The 15520-nt window shown below is 75.4% G+C and carries 14 protein-coding genes and 1 riboswitch; of the genes, 6 read left to right on the top strand and 8 right to left on the bottom strand.

All coding sequences use genetic code 11. The annotated features are described in order from the left end of the window. Positions 1–49: 49 nt before the first annotated feature. The 3 genes from ACFZBX_RS20130 (at position 50) to ACFZBX_RS20120 (ending at position 2647) form a co-directional block, all read left to right on the top strand. Complete coding sequence (locus ACFZBX_RS20130) at positions 50–712, top strand: TetR/AcrR family transcriptional regulator (protein ID WP_391535104.1); 663 nt, start codon at positions 50–52, stop codon at positions 710–712. Between the two features lie 181 nt (positions 713–893). After that, the gene (locus ACFZBX_RS20125) at positions 894–1694 is read left to right on the top strand and encodes a hypothetical protein (RefSeq protein ID WP_391535103.1); all 801 of its coding nucleotides are present in this window, start codon (positions 894–896) and stop codon (positions 1692–1694) included. Between the two features lie 98 nt (positions 1695–1792). Further along, complete coding sequence (locus ACFZBX_RS20120; protein WP_391535102.1) at positions 1793–2647, top strand: TetR/AcrR family transcriptional regulator; 855 nt, start codon at positions 1793–1795, stop codon at positions 2645–2647. A gap of 33 nt (positions 2648–2680) precedes the next feature. Here ACFZBX_RS20120 and ACFZBX_RS20115 read toward each other — a convergent pair whose 3' ends face one another. The 3 genes from ACFZBX_RS20115 to ACFZBX_RS20105 form a co-directional block, all read right to left on the bottom strand. Further along, positions 2681–3454 (bottom strand): MBL fold metallo-hydrolase, encoded by a 774-nt coding sequence (locus tag ACFZBX_RS20115; protein ID WP_391535101.1) that lies wholly within the window; start codon positions 3452–3454, stop codon positions 2681–2683. A gap of 22 nt (positions 3455–3476) precedes the next feature. Continuing rightward, positions 3477–4475 (bottom strand): GlxA family transcriptional regulator, encoded by a 999-nt coding sequence (locus ACFZBX_RS20110; RefSeq protein ID WP_391535100.1) that lies wholly within the window; start codon positions 4473–4475, stop codon positions 3477–3479. A gap of 111 nt (positions 4476–4586) precedes the next feature. Beyond that, positions 4587–5324 (bottom strand): FadR/GntR family transcriptional regulator, encoded by a 738-nt coding sequence (locus tag ACFZBX_RS20105; protein WP_391535099.1) that lies wholly within the window; start codon positions 5322–5324, stop codon positions 4587–4589. A 54-nt stretch (positions 5325–5378) separates the two neighbouring features. Here ACFZBX_RS20105 and ACFZBX_RS20100 point away from each other — a divergent pair, with 54 nt between their 5' ends. Both ACFZBX_RS20100 and ACFZBX_RS20095 read left to right on the top strand, forming a co-directional pair. After that, positions 5379–6152, top strand: a complete 774-nt coding sequence (locus tag ACFZBX_RS20100; protein WP_391535098.1) for a gamma-glutamyl-gamma-aminobutyrate hydrolase family protein — start codon at positions 5379–5381, stop codon at positions 6150–6152. Beyond that, on the top strand, positions 6149–7585 hold the full coding sequence (locus ACFZBX_RS20095) for an amino acid permease (RefSeq protein ID WP_391535097.1): 1437 nt from the start codon (positions 6149–6151) through the stop codon (positions 7583–7585). Before ACFZBX_RS20100 ends, ACFZBX_RS20095 begins: the two co-directional genes overlap by 4 nt. Positions 7586–7925: 340 nt before the next feature. Here ACFZBX_RS20095 and ACFZBX_RS20090 read toward each other — a convergent pair whose 3' ends face one another. Beyond that, a complete protein-coding gene (locus ACFZBX_RS20090) occupies positions 7926–9068 on the bottom strand; it encodes a hypothetical protein (protein ID WP_391535096.1) in 1143 nt (380 codons plus the stop codon). Between the two features lie 585 nt (positions 9069–9653). On the opposite strand from ACFZBX_RS20090, the gene ACFZBX_RS20085 reads away from it, so the two are divergent. Further along, on the top strand, positions 9654–11177 hold the full coding sequence (locus ACFZBX_RS20085; protein WP_391535095.1) for a hypothetical protein: 1524 nt from the start codon (positions 9654–9656) through the stop codon (positions 11175–11177). A gap of 212 nt (positions 11178–11389) precedes the next feature. Here the strand turns inward: ACFZBX_RS20085 and vph are convergent, their stop codons facing one another. From vph to ACFZBX_RS20065, 4 genes are all read right to left on the bottom strand, one after another. Next, on the bottom strand, positions 11390–12253 hold the full coding sequence (gene vph, locus ACFZBX_RS20080; RefSeq protein ID WP_391535218.1) for a viomycin phosphotransferase: 864 nt from the start codon (positions 12251–12253) through the stop codon (positions 11390–11392). Between the two features lie 140 nt (positions 12254–12393). Then, a complete protein-coding gene (locus ACFZBX_RS20075) occupies positions 12394–13206 on the bottom strand; it encodes an ABC transporter ATP-binding protein (RefSeq protein WP_391535094.1) in 813 nt (270 codons plus the stop codon). After that, a complete protein-coding gene (locus ACFZBX_RS20070; protein WP_391535093.1) occupies positions 13203–14324 on the bottom strand; it encodes a FecCD family ABC transporter permease in 1122 nt (373 codons plus the stop codon). Before ACFZBX_RS20070 ends, ACFZBX_RS20075 begins: the two co-directional genes overlap by 4 nt. Further along, entirely contained in the window at positions 14321–15379 is a 1059-nt protein-coding gene (locus ACFZBX_RS20065; protein WP_391535092.1) for an ABC transporter substrate-binding protein, read from the bottom strand. The genes ACFZBX_RS20070 and ACFZBX_RS20065 overlap by 4 nt, the downstream gene beginning before the upstream one ends. 50 nt (positions 15380–15429) lie before the next feature. Then, a riboswitch (cobalamin riboswitch) is annotated at positions 15430–15514 on the bottom strand. Positions 15515–15520 lie beyond the last annotated feature (6 nt).

Below are 15520 nucleotides of genomic sequence, written 5' to 3'. Positions count from 1 at the left end.
GGGGCAAGACCCCGGCAGCAGATCGCGGTGAACGGAGACAGCCCGACCCATGGACGAGAAGCCGGACGTGAACGAGACCGGCAGGCCGCGGCGGCGGCGCCGCAGCCGGCAGGAGACCGAGGCCGACCTGCTCGACGCGGCGCGCCGGCTGCTGCAGCGCGACGGCGTGCTGGCGGGTGTGAACCTGCGGGAGATCGCGACCGAGGCGGGGGTCAACCACGGGCAGATCTACCAGTACTTCGGCAGCCGCCAGGCGCTGCTGCGGGCTTCGGTCGCCGACCTGGTGGACCGTCAGGCCGCCGAACAGGAGCCGCGGTTCTGGGAACTCCCGTTCGCCGAGCGGCGGGCCGCGATGTTCCGCCACCGGCTGGCCGAGCCCGAGGTGGTCCGGCTGGAGGCCCTGCTCGCCCTGGACGGCGACGAGGGGGTCGCCGCGCTGCCCCGGTTCGCCCAGACCCGCCGCAGCCTGGAGCGCGACCAGCGCGAGGGCGCGCTGCCGCCCGACGCCGACGCGGTGGCGGCCCACGTCATGGCCGCCTCCGCCCTGGTCGGCTACGTGATCTTCCGGGAGTCCTACGCCCGCGACACCGGCATCCCCGTCGAGGAGCTCGACGCACGCGCCGAGGACGCCTACGCCCGGATGATCGCCGGCCTCACCGGCACCGCACCCGCGGACACACGGGATCAGGGGGAGGCCGCTGCCGGGGGCTGACCTGCGGCCGGGTGGTGAGTGAAGGCCGAGGGGCGGCGGCCCACTACGGGCCGCCGCCTGCTCCGCGTGGAGCAACCCGCACCCCCGTCCTGCGTACGCGGACGGGGCCGTCGTCGGGGCGGCGCCGGCGGCGGGTGATGATCCGGAGGTTCCCTCCCCTTCACCGAAGGCGGCCCGCCCCGTGCTCCTGGTCATCGTCGTCGCCGTCATCGCCCTGCTCGTGGGCCTGGCCGCCAACCGCTATCTGCGCCCCGTGCTGCTCAAGGAGGACGACGACTCCGGCATGGCGGTCAAGGATCTCGTCGGCCCGCTGCTCACCCTCACCGTGCTGCTGCTCGCCTTCGTCCTGGTCACCGCCAACGGCTCCTACGGCAAGGCCGAGGTCGCCTCCCGCGGCGAGGCCCGCGCCCTGGACCAGCTCGTCGAGACCGCCGAGTACGCGCCCGTCGCGCAGCGCGCCCGCCTCCAGGCCGGCGCCGTCTGCTATGCCCGCGCCGTGCGCGAGCAGGAGTGGCCGGCGATGGCGGACGGCAACGGGTCCCCGGCGCCCAGCGTCTGGTCGACCGACTTCCGGCAGACCTTCGCCGAACTCCAGGGCCAGCCCGTCTTCGGCATGCTGGTCGCCGCCGACAACAAGCGCTCCGACGAACGCGAGGAGCGCCTCACCCAGGCCTCCGCCAGCATCCCCAGCGCCATCCTCTGGTTCCTGCTCGCCACCCTGGTGATCACCGTCGTCGCGCTCGCGGTCTGCCTGCCGCGTCGCAACAACCGCGGCCAGCTGATCACCCTCGTCGTGATCACCGCCCTGCTCACCACCACCCTGGTCCTCATCCGCGACGTCGACCGCCCCTTCGGCGGCATCATCGACGTCAAGCCCACCGCGATCACCGAGGTCGAGAAGCAGGCCGACCGGGACTTCCACGCCAACGACCCGACCGGCCAACTGCCCTGCGACGACCAGGGCAACCGCCGCACCGTCTGACCCGCGGCGGCGCGGGCCCGGCGGCTCAGGACGCGGCGGCCCGGGAGCGCGGCCTTTCCGCAGGATCCCCGGCACGGTGCTCCGTCGGGGATCCTGCCGTGCGTCGCAGCAGGGTGGCGACGAGGACCGCGGCGCCCGCCATCAGGACGGCGCTGACCACCGAGGCGATCCGGGCCTCCCCGGCGAAGGCGTCGAAGGAGGCCTACCGGGCGCGCCGGGCCGGGCCGTCGGCGGACGCCCCGGAGGCCGATGTCCCGGAGGGCGGCGACGACGGCGCACCGCACCTCGCCGTCGAGCGCGTCGTGCGGGCCGGGATCGCCGTCGCGGACGCGGAGGGGCTCGACGCGCTGTCGATGCGCCGGGTCGCCATGGAGCTGGGCACCGGCACGATGTCCCTGTACCGGCACGTGGCGTCCAAGGACGACCTGGTGACCCTGATGGTGGAGGAGGCGATGACCGATGTGCCACTGCCCGACTCGCCGCCGCGCAACCGGCGGCACGGCCTCGAACCCGCCGCGCGCCGCGACTGGGAGCTGTACCACCGCCACCCGTGGATCCTGCCGAGGGTCATGATGACGACCCGCGCCTACTTCAGCCCGGCACTCGCGGCGGACAGCGAGAGCGCGTTCTCCTCCTTCGACGGGCTCGGCCTCGAACCCGCCGACGCCTTCCGGTACATGTTCATGTTCGCCTCCTACGTGCAGGGCGTGGCGGTGACCCTCGTCGGCGACGTGGAGGCGGAGCGGCGGGCGAGGGCCGCCGGGAGCGGGGGAGCGGGGTCCTCGGAGCACGTGCGGGACCCGCTCTTCGAACCCGGGGCGTATCCCCGCCTCGCCCGCGCGATGCGCGCGGGCGCCGACCCCTGGGACCTCGACGCCCTGTTCGTATCGGGTCTGGCCAGCGTCCTGGACGGCATCGCGGTCGATCTCGCGCGCAAGGGCATCGACGCCTGAGCCCGCGGGCCCGGGCCGTCGCCCGGGCCGTCGTCACGCCCGGGCCGGTTCGCCGGCCGGGTCCTGGGGCCTGGTCCGCAGGCGGCCCCGGGCCGCCCGGCGCTCCAGCCGGCGCTGTTCGGCCGTCGCCCAGCGGGCGGCGCGGGCCGGGTCGAGGGGGGTGCCGTGGCCGACGTGGAGGCGGGTGGGGTTCAGGGCGAGCATCGCGCGGAGGCTGGCGAGGTTGGCGAGCGGGTCGTCGTGGAAGGGCGGGTTGGCCGGGCGGCCCTGGACCAGGCCCATGAAGGAGTTGGCGATCAGGTCGCCGGCCACCAGGTCGCCGTCCTCGGTGAGCACGGCGACGGAGCCGGCGGTGTGGCCGGGCATGGGGATGATCCGGCCGTCGACGCCGAAGTCCGCGAGGGCGGTCTCGCCGCGGAGGACGAGGTCGGGTTCGAAGGGCTCGGCCTGTACGTGGAGCTTGGGGCTACGGGCCATCAGGCGCCCCATCGGGCCGGTGGGCAGGTACGGTTCGCGGACCCGGCCGGTGCGGTAGGGGCCGAGGTCGGCGGCGTGCGCGGCGATCGGCGCGCCGGTGAGGCGGCGCAGTTCGGCGGCGGAGCCGAAGTGGTCGAGGTGGCCGTGGGTGACCACGATCAGCCGGACGTCCCGCGGGTCGACCCCGTGGGCGGCGACCTGTTCGGTGATGCGGCGGCCACTGCCGGGCATCCCGGCGTCGACGACGACCGGGTGGCGGCCGAGCAGCAGGTAGGCGTTGACGGCGTGCCGGCCCAGGACGGGGATCGGGACGATCTCGGTACGGGACAACGGAGGTGCTCCTTGCCGGGGTTCAGCGGGCGGTGGCGTGGGGGCGGAAGCGGCGGCGGTACTCGGCCGGGGTGGCGCCCAGGCGGCGGCGGAAGGCCCGGTGCAGGGTCTCCACCGACCCGAGTCCGCTGGCGGCGGCGACGTCGGGCAGGCTGCGGGGGGTCTCTTCGAGCAGGCGGCGGGCCGCCTCGACCCGGACCGCCTCCAGGTAGTCGGCCGGGGTGCGGCCGGTGCGGTCGCGGAAGACCCGGGCGAAGTGGCGCACGCTCAGGTTCAGGCGGGCGGCCATGGCCTCGACCGGGATCCGCTCGGCGAGGTTGTCGTCGATCCAGCGGCGGAGTTCGTCGATGCGGTCGTCGGCGCTCTCCTGGAGCGAGAGCGGCACGCTGAACTGCGTCTGGCCGCCGGGGCGTTTGACGTACATGACCATGGCGCGGGCGGCGTCGAGGGCGACGGCCGGACCGTGGTCCTCGGCCACCATGGCGAGCGCGAGGTCCAGCGCGGCGGTGACGCCCGCGCAGGTCCAGATCCGCCCGGCGCGGATGAAGATCGGCTCCGGGTCGACGGCGATGTCCGGGTACCCCGCCGCCAGCTGGCCGGCGGTGAGCCAGTGGGTGGTGGCGGGCAGGCCGCTGAGCAGTCCGGCCTCGGCGAGCAGGTGGACGCCCGCGCACACCCCGCCGACGCGCCGTGCGGCCGGGGCCGCGGTGGCGACGAAGGCGACCACCTCCTCGTCGACGACGGCCCGGTAGCGGCCGTCGCCGTGCTCCATGGCGCCGGCCACGAGGAGGGTGTCGACACCCGTGCCGCCCACCTCGGCCAGCGACCGCCCGGCGACCAGGCTGATCCCGGCGGCCGTGCGCAGCGGGCCGGCCTGCGCGGCGGCGATCTCCACCCGGTAGGCGGGCGCGTCGCCCGCCACCAGGCGGGCAGCGACGGAGAACACCTCCGCGGGGCCGGTCACCTCCAGCAACTCGACCCCGGGGAACGCGGCGATGACGACGGTGCGTGGTTCGGGCATGCCCCGATCCTTCCGCCGCCCGGGGCGTGTCCGCAATGACGGGGTTCTGTCACATCCGGCCATCGCCCCGGCCGTGCCGGACGGCTCCGGCCCCACCCCGCGCGGCGGACGCTACGCCCCGTCGGGCGCCTGCTGGACGAACGGGAGGCAGAGGTCCGCGGTGGCCGCGGCGTGGATGGCGAACTGCTCGCGGGCCCGTGCCGGGTCGCGGGCCTCGATGGCCGCGGCCAGGGCACGGTGGCGCTGATCGGGCGTGCTGCGTGCCCGGGTGCCGCCGGGGTGGTTGGCGAGCAGCCTGGTCAGCTCGTGCTGGATTCCCTGCTCGGCCTCCAACAGGCGCCTGGAGCCCGAGAGTTCGGCGATGAACAGGTGGAGACCGGCGTCCGCCGTGCGGTACGCCTCCGGGTCGGCGACGGCCGCGTCGGCGGCCAGCTCCAGCTCGCGCATCCTGGCCAGTCCCGCATCGGAGGCCCGGCCGGCGGCCCGGGCGGAGGCCTCCCCGGACACCGCGATCCGCCAGGCCGTCAGCTCCTCGATGTCGGCCAGCGTGTACGGGTGCAGGGCGGTCAGTTCGCCGATCCGGGTGAGGATGTCGGGCACGACGTAGGTACCGGCGCCGCGCCCTCGCCGGGTCTCGATCAGCCCGTCCTCCCGCAGCACCGCCATCGAGTGGCGGACGGTCATCACGGCGACGCCGAACAGCTCGGCGAGGGTCTTCTCCGGCGGCAGCCGGTCACCCCCGACGAGGATGCGCGCGCCGATCAGCTCGCCGAGGCGGCGGGCGATGGCCTCGGCGGCCCCCGCCGAACGCACCGGTTCGAGGTGTTCTGTCCAGGTCTTGCCATCCATGAAATCTATCTTCTAGATTTCGCATCGCATCTGCAAGCCGTTCACGGGAGAGCTATGACCCTCATCGACCACCCGGCCCCCCTCATCGGGATACCCGTACGCCTCAGCGACGGCGACGCGCCGGGCGCCGACGAGCGCATCGGTGAGGCCAACCGCATCTTCGAGGAGGTCGTCGCCCTGATCAGGGCCGCCGGCGCCGAGCCCGTCCTGCTGGAGCCGCACTCCGAGGACAGCCCGCTGGACGAGCGGCTCGCCGGCTGCGCGGGCTTCGTGGTGCCCGGCGGCGGGGACGTCGACCCGGCCCTCTACGGCGCCGACTCCGCCCACCCGTCGCTGTACGACGTCAACCCCGCCCAGGACCGGCTGGACGCCGCCGTGGTCCGGCACGCCCTGGAGCACGGCCGGCCGATGCTCGGGATCTGCCGCGGCATGCAGCTGCTCAACATCCTGCGCGGCGGGACCCTGCACGTCGACATGGAGCCGACCGACGTCACCCACAACCCGGAGCCGGGGATCGAGTGGGCCGTCCACGAGGTCGCGCTGGCGGACGGCAGCGCGGTGGCCGGGGCGTTCGGACGCGAGCGGATCCGGATCGCCTCCGGTCACCACCAGGCGGTGGACCGGGTGGGCGAGGGCCTGCGCGTCTCGGCCCGCGCCGACGACGGGTGCGTGGAGGCCGTCGAGGCGACGGCCGACGGCGCCGCCTGGACGGTCGGCGTCCAGTGGCACCCGGAGGCGCTGATCCCGGACGCCGAACTGCGGCTGCCGCTGTTCCGCGCGCTGCTGACCGAGGTGGACGCCCAGCGGAGAGCGGGGGCGGAGTCGTGAGCGACACCAAGGGGCGGGCGGGCGCCGCCCCGGCCCGGGAGTCCGCTCCTGCCCGGGACTCCGCGGCGGGCGGCGGACCCCGGCTGAAGCAGAGTCTGCTCAGCCGCCACATGACCATGATCAGCATCGGCGGCGCGGTCGGCGCCGGGCTCTTCGTCGGCTCGGGCGTGAGCATCCAGCAGGCGGGCCCGGGCGTCCTGATCGCCTACGCCCTGACGGCCGTCATCGTCATCGTCGTCATGCGGATGCTCGCCGAGATGTCCGTGACCCGCCCCGACACCGGCGCCTTCGCGGTCTACGGGCGGCTGGCGTTCGGCCGCTGGGCCGGGTTCGCCAGCGGCTGGATCTACTGGGTCGGCTGGCCGCTGGGCATGTGCATCGAGTCCATCGCACTCGGCGAGATCGTGCACGGCTGGCTGCCGGCACTCCCGGTCTGGCCGGTCGCCCTGCTGTTGCTCGGCGCGGTGACCGCCGTCAACCTCGGCTCCGTCCGCGCCTACGGCGAGATGGAGTTCTGGGCGGTGTGGGTCAAGGTCGCGGTGATCGCCCTGTTCATCGGCGTCGGCCTGGTCGCGGTGGCCGGACTGCTGCCGGACACCCCCGCGCCCGGCACCACGAACCTGCTGGGCCAGGGCGGCTTCCTGCCGATGGGCTTCAGCGGTGTCGTGATCGCCACCTCCGGCGCGATGTTCGCCTTCTCCGGCACCGAGATCGTGACCATCGCCGCCGGCGAGGCCGCGGACCCCGCCGCCGCGATCCGCAAGAGCACCCGCACCATCATGTGGCGGGTCACCATCTTCTACCTCGGCTCGCTGTCCGTGGTCCTCCTGCTGCTGCCCTGGAACAGCACCGCCGTCGGCGAGAGCCCGTTCGCGGCCACCCTCGACCACCTCGGCATGCCCGGCGCGTCCACCGTGCTGAACATCGTGATCTTCGCGGCGATGCTCTCCACGATGAACTCCCAGGTCTACGCCAGCTCCCGGATGCTGTTCGCGCTGGCCCGCGACCGCGACGCGCCGTCCCTGTTCGCCCGGGTCTCCCGGCGCGGGGCGCCGCACACCGCGATCCTGTTCACCTCCGCGCTGGCGGCGCTCTGCCTGGTCCTTGAGATCGTCCACCCGACGACCGCCTTCAGCCGGCTCGTCAGCATCACCGGCAACACCGTCTACATGACCTGGATCGGCATCGCCGCGGCGCACCTGGTGCTCGGTCGGCAGGACCGCGCCAACGGACGACGGCCCGTTCCCGGTACCGGCGTCTGGATGTTCCCGGCGCTCACCTGGGCGGCGCTCCTCGCGCTCCTCGGGCTGTACGCGGTGATGATCGTCCTGGAGGAGTCGCGTGCCGACGCCCTGCTGGCACTGGCGCTCACCGTGGCCGTCTGCCTCACGGGCCTGTGGCTCCAGCGCAGGCGGCCGTCACCGACCGCCTGAGTGTGCGCCGGGCCGCAACGGACGCGGGGGTGCGCGCCGGGCGGCCGGGAACGAGGCGGGGCGCCGACCATGGGGTCGGCGCTCCGCCGCGTTTGCGCCGAGGACCTCATCGGGCGCGCATGCCCAGGTCAGGGCAGTGGAACCGGGTATGCACACGCTCCGAGGCCAGGGGAGGAACCGGGCGTCGGCAAGGCCGGCCGGCGCCGGGCGGCCCCACGGCATCCGCACACCTGGTCGACGCCTGACCGGCGCACACGGAGGGCCGACGGAGGAGAGGGCCCGACGCGGGCGCGGGCCGGGCCCGGGGCGGTGGTGCGCCCCGGGCCCGGCCGCCGGCGGTTCAGGACGCCGAGGTGTACGCGGTGAAGAAGCGGGACGGCACCGGCGAGCCGGAGGCGTTGAAGCAGATCGGGTAGAGGTTCACCGTGCCTGCGCTGCGGTTCCACGGGGTGGCCAGGGTGCAGTGGTCCGGGCCGGGCCCGAAGGCGGTGACCTGCGCGGTGTCCGAGGGGACGGCGATGTTCGGCAGGTTGACGGTGTAGGGGACGGAGCCGGCGAGCGTGTTGACCGCGCCGGAGGAGTTGAAGTTGGTCGTGGCGGGCAGCCCGCCGTTGAACCAGAGGTAGCCGAAGAAGTTGGGCGGCAGGGCCGGCCCGTGCACGGCACGCTTCTCCGAGTAGCTCAGCGTCCAGCGGGTGTTGTACAGGACGTTGCCCGCGTTGTAGCAGTTGACGATGACGGTCTGGCCGGTCGAGGACGGCGACCAGTCGGCGACCTTGCAGCGCGCGCCGTTGGCCGCGTCGACGGCGGTGACCTCCAGGTTGCCGGCCGGGGTGGGCTGGCCCAGGCCCGGCAGCCAGACCTTCCAGATGCCGGTGCCCCCGGAGCCGACGACGTTGGTGCCGCCGGTCGAGTTGTACTGGGTGACCACCGACCCGGTCGGGTTGGCGAAGACGTAGCCGTAGCCGCCGACGGCCGGGGACGGCACGCCGCTGCTGGTGGTGTAGAGGACGGTGAAGCGGTTGTCCTCGGGCGCTCCGCCCGTGCGGTAGCAGCCGACGGCGACGTCCTGGCCGGAGCCCGCGGTGGCCCAGCCCCGGACCTGGCACCAGGAGCCGGTGCGGGCGACGGCGGTGACGTGCGCGATGCCGCCCGGGCCGGCGATCAGCGGGAAGTGCACGACGTAGGAGCCGGTGCCGACCTTGTCGACCCGCACCGGGTTGGTGGCCGGCGAGGGCCAGCTGCCCCACTGTCGGGTGGTGTCGGGGACGTACCCCGGCGGCGGCGCCGGGTTGTCGAGGTAGGCGAAGCCCCAGCGGTCCGGTACCGCGGCGTGCGCCGGGCCGGCCGCCGGGAGGCTGACGCCCAACAGGGCGGCCAGCACGGCGAGTACGGGCAGCAGGGCGCGGAAGGCGCGGAACGTTCGGACGGTGGGGACGGTGGGGACGGGTCCGACCGGTGGTACGGCGGTGCCGGCGTGCATGGGCATACCCCTCGGGTGTGGGTGGGTCACGGGCGGCCTGCGCGGGTGCTGCCCGCCCCGCTGCTTCGCTCGTGCCCGGGGTGAGCCGGACGCGCGGCGGCCGAAGGGTGGCGACCGGTCCGTCAGGGCGGGGACCGGTGCCGCCCGGTGTCGGCCGGCAGGGGCGGGTCGGGGGTCAGGCCCGACGGCGCTCACATCGTAGGGGCGCGCCGCGCGGCCGCACAGGCCTGCGGCGGGCCCGGCTCGGGCCGTTGCCGGCCCTTCCCGGGACGTCCGGAGGGCGCCCCTCCGAACGTGTTGCGTCCCGCCCGTCCCGTCTCCCGCCGCACCGGTGGCGCCGGCCCCACGGCACCCTCACGTCCCGTCCGCGCGGTGGCCGGAAACGGCCGTTCCGGGTCCGGCGGGCGGAACGCCTCACGCCGGAGGCGACGGGTTGGCGGGTTCTCATCAAAGCGATGTCCGGGGCATTGACCCGGATCCTGCCCGGCGGTTGGCTCGTACCCAGCCGACCGCCGAGGGGGGCGGGCCGCGCGGCGGCGTCGGGCCGGGCGCGCGGTGAGGCGCGAGCAGGGGAGGGAACCCGCCATGAGCACCACACCACCGGTCGCCCGCACCGTACGCACCACCCGGGGACCACGCGCGGCGCGGGCCGCCGTGGTACTGGCCGCCGCCGTCCTCGCCGTGGCCACGGCGGTCGTCCCCGCCCAGGCCGTCCCCGCCCAGGCCGCCCCGGCCCCGGCCGGCGCGGCGCAGGCGGGCGCGGTGCACGCCGGGGGGATCTGGGCGCGCACCGCCCGGCTCAGCACCGGCCTCGGCGGCGTCGAACCGGACTACGGGAGCCGGGCCACCGGGCTGAGCGCCGACGGCCGCTGGGCCGTCTTCGAGTCCGACGCCACCAACATCGTGCCGGGCGACACCAACGCCATGACCGACGTCTTCGTCCGCGACCTGTGGACCGGAGGCGTCGAGCGGATCAGCCTCACCTCCACGGGCACCCAGGCCGACGAGTACTCCTACGAGGGCGGGATCGACGCCCTGGGCCGCTCCGTGGTGTTCACCTCCCTGGCCGGCCTCGTCCCGGAAGACACCAACGGCACGACCGACGTCTACGTCCGCGACCTGTGGACCGGCGGCATCGAGTGGATCACGGCCGGCGGTCCGGCCCGGCTGGAACCCGACCGGTACGCCAACGAGCCGTCGATCAGCGCCGACGGCCGCTACGTGGCCTTCTCCTCGACCCGCGACGACCTGGCCCCCGGGGCCGGCCACTACGGCACGGTCAACATCTACGTCACCGACCGGTGGCAGCACACCACCCGCCTGCTCACGATCGGCGCGGACGGCTCACCGGCCAACCGTCCCTCCTTCCGGCCGGTGATCAGCGCGGACGGCGGGAGCGTCGGCTTCGTCTCCCGCGCCACCAACCTGGTGCCGAGCACCGAGGGCGGCCCGGTCGTCGAGGACCCGGCCGGCGCACAGGCCGCCCCCGACGACGAGGCCGCGCAGCCCCGGCCCCGCCACCTCCACGGCGACGGCGCGGCCGCCCGGCCGCCCCGCGAGTACCCGTACTACGTCCACGACCTGGCCTCCGGCCGCACCACGGTCGCCAGCGCCGACGAGTCCGGCGCGCCGCACCCCGCGGCCACCGGCACGATCAGCCCCGACGGCCGCCTCGCGGTCTACTCCTACCTCGTCCCCGACGAACCCGGCGGCAACCTCCGCCACCAGGAGCTCTTCGTCCGCGACCTGAGGACGGGCGCGGTCCGGCGGCTGCCGATCGCCCTGCCCGGCACCGTCACCACCGGCAGTTCCTCCCAGCCGGTCGTCGCCCCCGGCAACCGCTGGGTGTACTTCGACTCCGGCGCCGACAACCTCGTCCAGGGCGACACCAACCAGGCCAGCGACGTCTTCCGGCACGACCTGTGGACCGGCCGCACCGAGCGGGTCAGCGTGGCCGCCGACGGCTCCCAGTCCACCGGCAGCTCCTACGACCCGGTCGTCGGCGGCCTCGGCACCGCGGTCCTGTTCACCGCCGACGACGGCACCCTGGTCGACGGCGACGCCAACTTCTGGTACGACGCCTTCCTCCGCCGTGTCCTGCCCTTCTGACGCCTCGACCTGACGCCTCGACCTGACGGGTCCCGACCGCCCCCGCCGGGTGCGTTCCCGGAGGGCCACGGCCCCGCCGGGGCGCACCCGCGCCGGACCCCGGCTCCCGACCGGCCGGGGCCGCGGTGAGGCCGTTCCCGGCGCCGGGACCGACGAGGTCCACCGGGGCGCTGTCGACCGACGTCCCGATGAGGCGGTTGTGCCGGCGCGCCTCAGCGGTAGTCGGCCAGGCCGTCCGCGAGTTCTCCTTCGTCCCCGTCGCGGACGGCGTAGAGGGCTTGCTGCAGGGCGAAGGTGCCGCGGATCGCCGCGATGCGGGTGGTGAGTCCGTGGTCCGGCAAGCCGCCCAGGGCGAGCACCCGTTCCAGGAGTCCGGTGCCGTGGCCGGCGCCGACGGCCGCAAGATCCTCGGCCGGGTCGCCGAGTGCGACGTCGTCCCAGTCGAGCACTCCGGCGAGGTGGGGCAGGCCGTGCGTCCACTCCCACAGGACGTTCTCGGTACCGAGGTCACCGTGCACCACCGCTCGGGTGAGGTGGGGAAGGCCGTCGAGTGCTGCGAGCTCCCGTTCGGCCCGTAGCCGCCCGCTGTCGGACATGAGCCGGAACAGCTCCGCGCGCACACCCTCCGCGAAGTGCCGCCACCGGTCCGCCGGCACCCGGGGCAGCACTGCTCGTACCGTCCCGTCGTCGCCGGCCCGGGCCAGACCACCCAGCAGCGTTGCATACTGCGCCGCCACGGTCTCGGCCACCCGGAGATCGCCGAGTGCGTCGGCTCGGAGCGGTTCCCCGGGGATGCGGGTGAGTACCAGGAACGGCCCTCCGTCGGCGTCGTGGGTTCCGCCCTGGACCAGCGGTTCGGGTGTGCGGAAGCCGAGGTCGAGCCCGGCGAGCAGGCGCAGTGCGGCGGCGCGCCCGGGCAGCCGGGCGGCCGCCGCCCGGGTACGGGGCAGGCACACGACGCGGTCCGAACCGACGACCACGGTGTGGAACTGCCCCTGTCGCACCGTGAGACCGTCCGGGTCGTCGTCGGGAAGCAGTCGGCTCAGCAGGGGGCCATGCGTCTGACGGATGTTCACCAGTGTGACCTCTGGATCCTCGGGCGTGGTGTCCATGTGCGGAACACTGCCACGCGGGGCGAGCGGGCGGCACCAGCACCCCGCCCCGGCCCACGGGTTGACGTTCCCCGGGGCCGGCACGGAGCGGGCGCGGGCGGGGGTCAAGGCGCGGAACGGCCGCCCGTCCCGGCCGGGTACGGGTCGGCCGGCACGAAGGTCACCTGCGGCGCGCGCGTCCGCGGATGGACCGCGACCTCCGCCGTCACGCCGTACACCTCCGCGAGCAGCCGCGGCGTGAGCACCTCGGCGGGCGGCCCGGCGGCGGCGATCCGGCCGGCTCTCAGCACGTACAGCCGGTCGCAGTAGTACGCCGCGAGGTTGAGGTCGTGCAGTGCCACCAGGACCGTCGCGGGCAATCGCCGCAGCGCGCCGAGGAGCTCCAACTGGTGCCGGACGTCGAGGTGGTTGGTCGGTTCGTCGAGGACGAGCAGGGCCGGCTGCTGGGCGAGCGCCCGGGCGATCAGGACGCGCTGCCGCTCGCCGCCGGAGAGCCGGTCGAACGACCGCCCGGCGAGCCCGCCGGCGTCCACCGCGGCGAGCGCGGAGCCGATCAGCGCGGCGTCCTCGGCGGTGTCGCCGTCGAGCAGCCGCTTGTGCGGGCTGCGGCCCATCGCGACCACCTCGCGCACCGTCAGGTCGAAGTCCGCGACCTGGTCCTGCACCACCGCCGCGACCGTCCGGGCGAGCCGGCGCCCGGGCAGCGCCCGGGTGTCGGTGCCGTCGAGAAGGACCCGCCCGGCCTCGGGGCGCAGCGCCCGGTAGACGGCACGCAGCAGGCTGGACTTGCCGCTGCCGTTCGGTCCGACCAGGCCGACCACCTCGCCGGGCCGCGCGGCGAGCGAGACGTCCTCGACCAGGCGGCGGGCCCCGGCGGTGAGGGTCACCCCGTCGACGGCGAGGTCGGCCGCGCTCACGACGCGCCCCGGCGGGCGTCGCGGCGCATCAGCCAGAGGAAGAACGGGCCGCCGCACAGCGCGGTGAGCACGCCGACCGGGATCTCGACGGGCGCGGCGACGACCCGGGCCGCGATGTCGGCCCAGACGAGGAAGACGGCGCCGCCGAGCGCGGCGGTCGGCAGGACCCTCCGGTGGTCGCCGCCGACGACGAGCCGCACCGCGTGCGGGAGCATCAGGCCGACGAAGCCGATCGGCCCGGCCGCCGCCACCAGCACGCCGGTGACCAGCGAGAGCAGGACGAACATCCGGGCCCGGAAGCGCGCCACGTCCAGTCCCATCGTGGCGGCGGCCTCCTCCCCCGCGAGCAGCAGGTTCAGATTGCGGGCCTGCGGCAGCAGGACGGCCAGCCCGAGCAGGACGGCGGCGCCGGGCAGCCACAGGGTGTCCCAGGTGACGCCGCCGAGGCCACCGAGCGTCCAGGCGAGGACGGCGCGGGCCTCGTTGCCGCGGCCGGTGGTGAGCAGCAGCAGGTCGAGGACGGCGGTGAGCACCGCGGCGACGGCGACGCCGGAGAGCACCAGCCGGGAGGAGGTGATCCGGCCGCCGGCGCGGGCCGTGGTGTAAACGAGCAGCAGCGCGCCGAGCGCCCCGGCGAAGGCCGCGGCGGACAGCGAGAGCCTGCCGAACAGGGCGGCCCCGAACACGATCACGGTGACGGCGCCCAGCGAGGCGCCGGAGGAGACGCCGAGCAGGTAGGGCTCGGCGAGCGGGTTACGGACCAGGGCCTGGAGCGCGGTACCGACGACGGCGAGCCCGGCCCCGGCGAGCGCGCCCAGCAGCACCCGGGGCGCCCGGACGTCCAGCACGATGGTCTCCCGGGCCCGGGACCAGTCCGGCGGCGAGTGGCCGGCGCCCAGCGCGTGGGTGACGATGCCCCACACCTGCCCGGGCGGCACCCGTACCGAGCCGAGGGCGAGCCCGGCCGCGGCGGACAGCAGCAGCGCGACGGCCAGCACGCCGAGGACGACGGCGGACGCGGCGGGCCGCCGGTCCGCGCCGGCCGACGTCCGCTCCGGCGGGGCGCCGTCGGGGCCGACCGCGGCCGGCGTCCCGGCGGCGGGGCGCGGGGCCGTCACCGGAAGCTCCCGGGGTGCAGGCCGCGCGCGAGGTCCTCCACCGCGTACGCGGACCGGACGCCGACCAGGGCCGCGGTCAGCGGCAGGACGACGAACCGCCGGTTCTTCACGGCCGGCACGTCGGCCAGGGCCGGCTGCGCCAGCAGGAACCGCTCCTTCTCCTCGGCGCTTCCGGCGTCACCGTAGTCGTACACCGCGATGACCTCCGGCCGGCGCTCGACGACCTGTTCCCAGGAGACGTCCCCGAAGACGGCGTCGAGGTCCGAGAAGACGTTCCGGCCGCCGGCCAGCCGGATCAGTTCGGTGCCGAGGCTCCGGCCGCCCGCGGTGAACGGCGCCTTGTCGCCGCTGTCGTAGACGAGGACCGGCACCTCGGGGGTGCCCGCGACGGCGGCGACCGCCCCGGCGACGCGGCCCTCCAGGTCCGCGACCAGGGCCTCGGCGCGCTCCTGGACGCCGAAGATCCGGCCGAGGGTGCGGACCTCCTCGTAGGTGTCCGCCATGGTGACCCGCCGCTCGCCGCAGTACTCGCGGTTGAGATGGGTCCGGATCCCGGCGTCGGTGAACGCCTTGCGCGAGCGGCCCTCGTTCTCGGCGAAGGCGCTGCCGTATCCGCCGTAGACGAGGTCCGGGTCGGCCTCCAGGATCCTCTCGAACGAGGGCTCCTTCGCCGCCAGGACCGGGATCGACGCGAAGTCCTCGCGCAGGGCGGGCAGGACGGGCGAGTCGGGGAAGGCGGTGCCGACCATCCGGTCGCGCAGCCCGAGTGAGAGCAGCAGTTCCGCCGGGTGCTGGTGGACGGTGACGACCCGGGCGGGCGGCCGGTCGTAGGTGGTGGTGACACCGCAGTTCCGGACGGTGACGGGGAAACCGCCGGGCGCCGGGGCGGCGCCTGCCGCCGGGCCGCCCCGGGCCGGGGCGCCGCAGCCGACGGCGGCCAGCAGCACGCCCAGGGCGAGGGCCGCGGCGGAGCGCCCGGCGCGGAGCACGCGGGCCGGGCGCGCGGGCCGGGCGGGACGAGTGGGACGGGCGGGACGAGTGGAACGGTCGTGCACAGCAAGCCTCCTGGGGAGTCCGCGCTCCTCGGAACGGGCCCGCGACGGGCCAGTGTCCTGACTCCCGGGGAGGGCGCGCCGCGCCCTCCCCGGTCACAGTGGCGGGACCGCGCCGGACTCGCACCGGCTTCCTGTCCCCGT

This window comes from Kitasatospora sp. NPDC008115, from assembly GCF_042957205.1.
Classification (GTDB): Bacteria; Actinomycetota; Actinomycetes; order Streptomycetales; family Streptomycetaceae; genus Kitasatospora.
The sequence above is the reverse complement of the archived record's forward strand: the minus strand, read 5'-3'. Positions and strand labels throughout refer to the sequence as shown.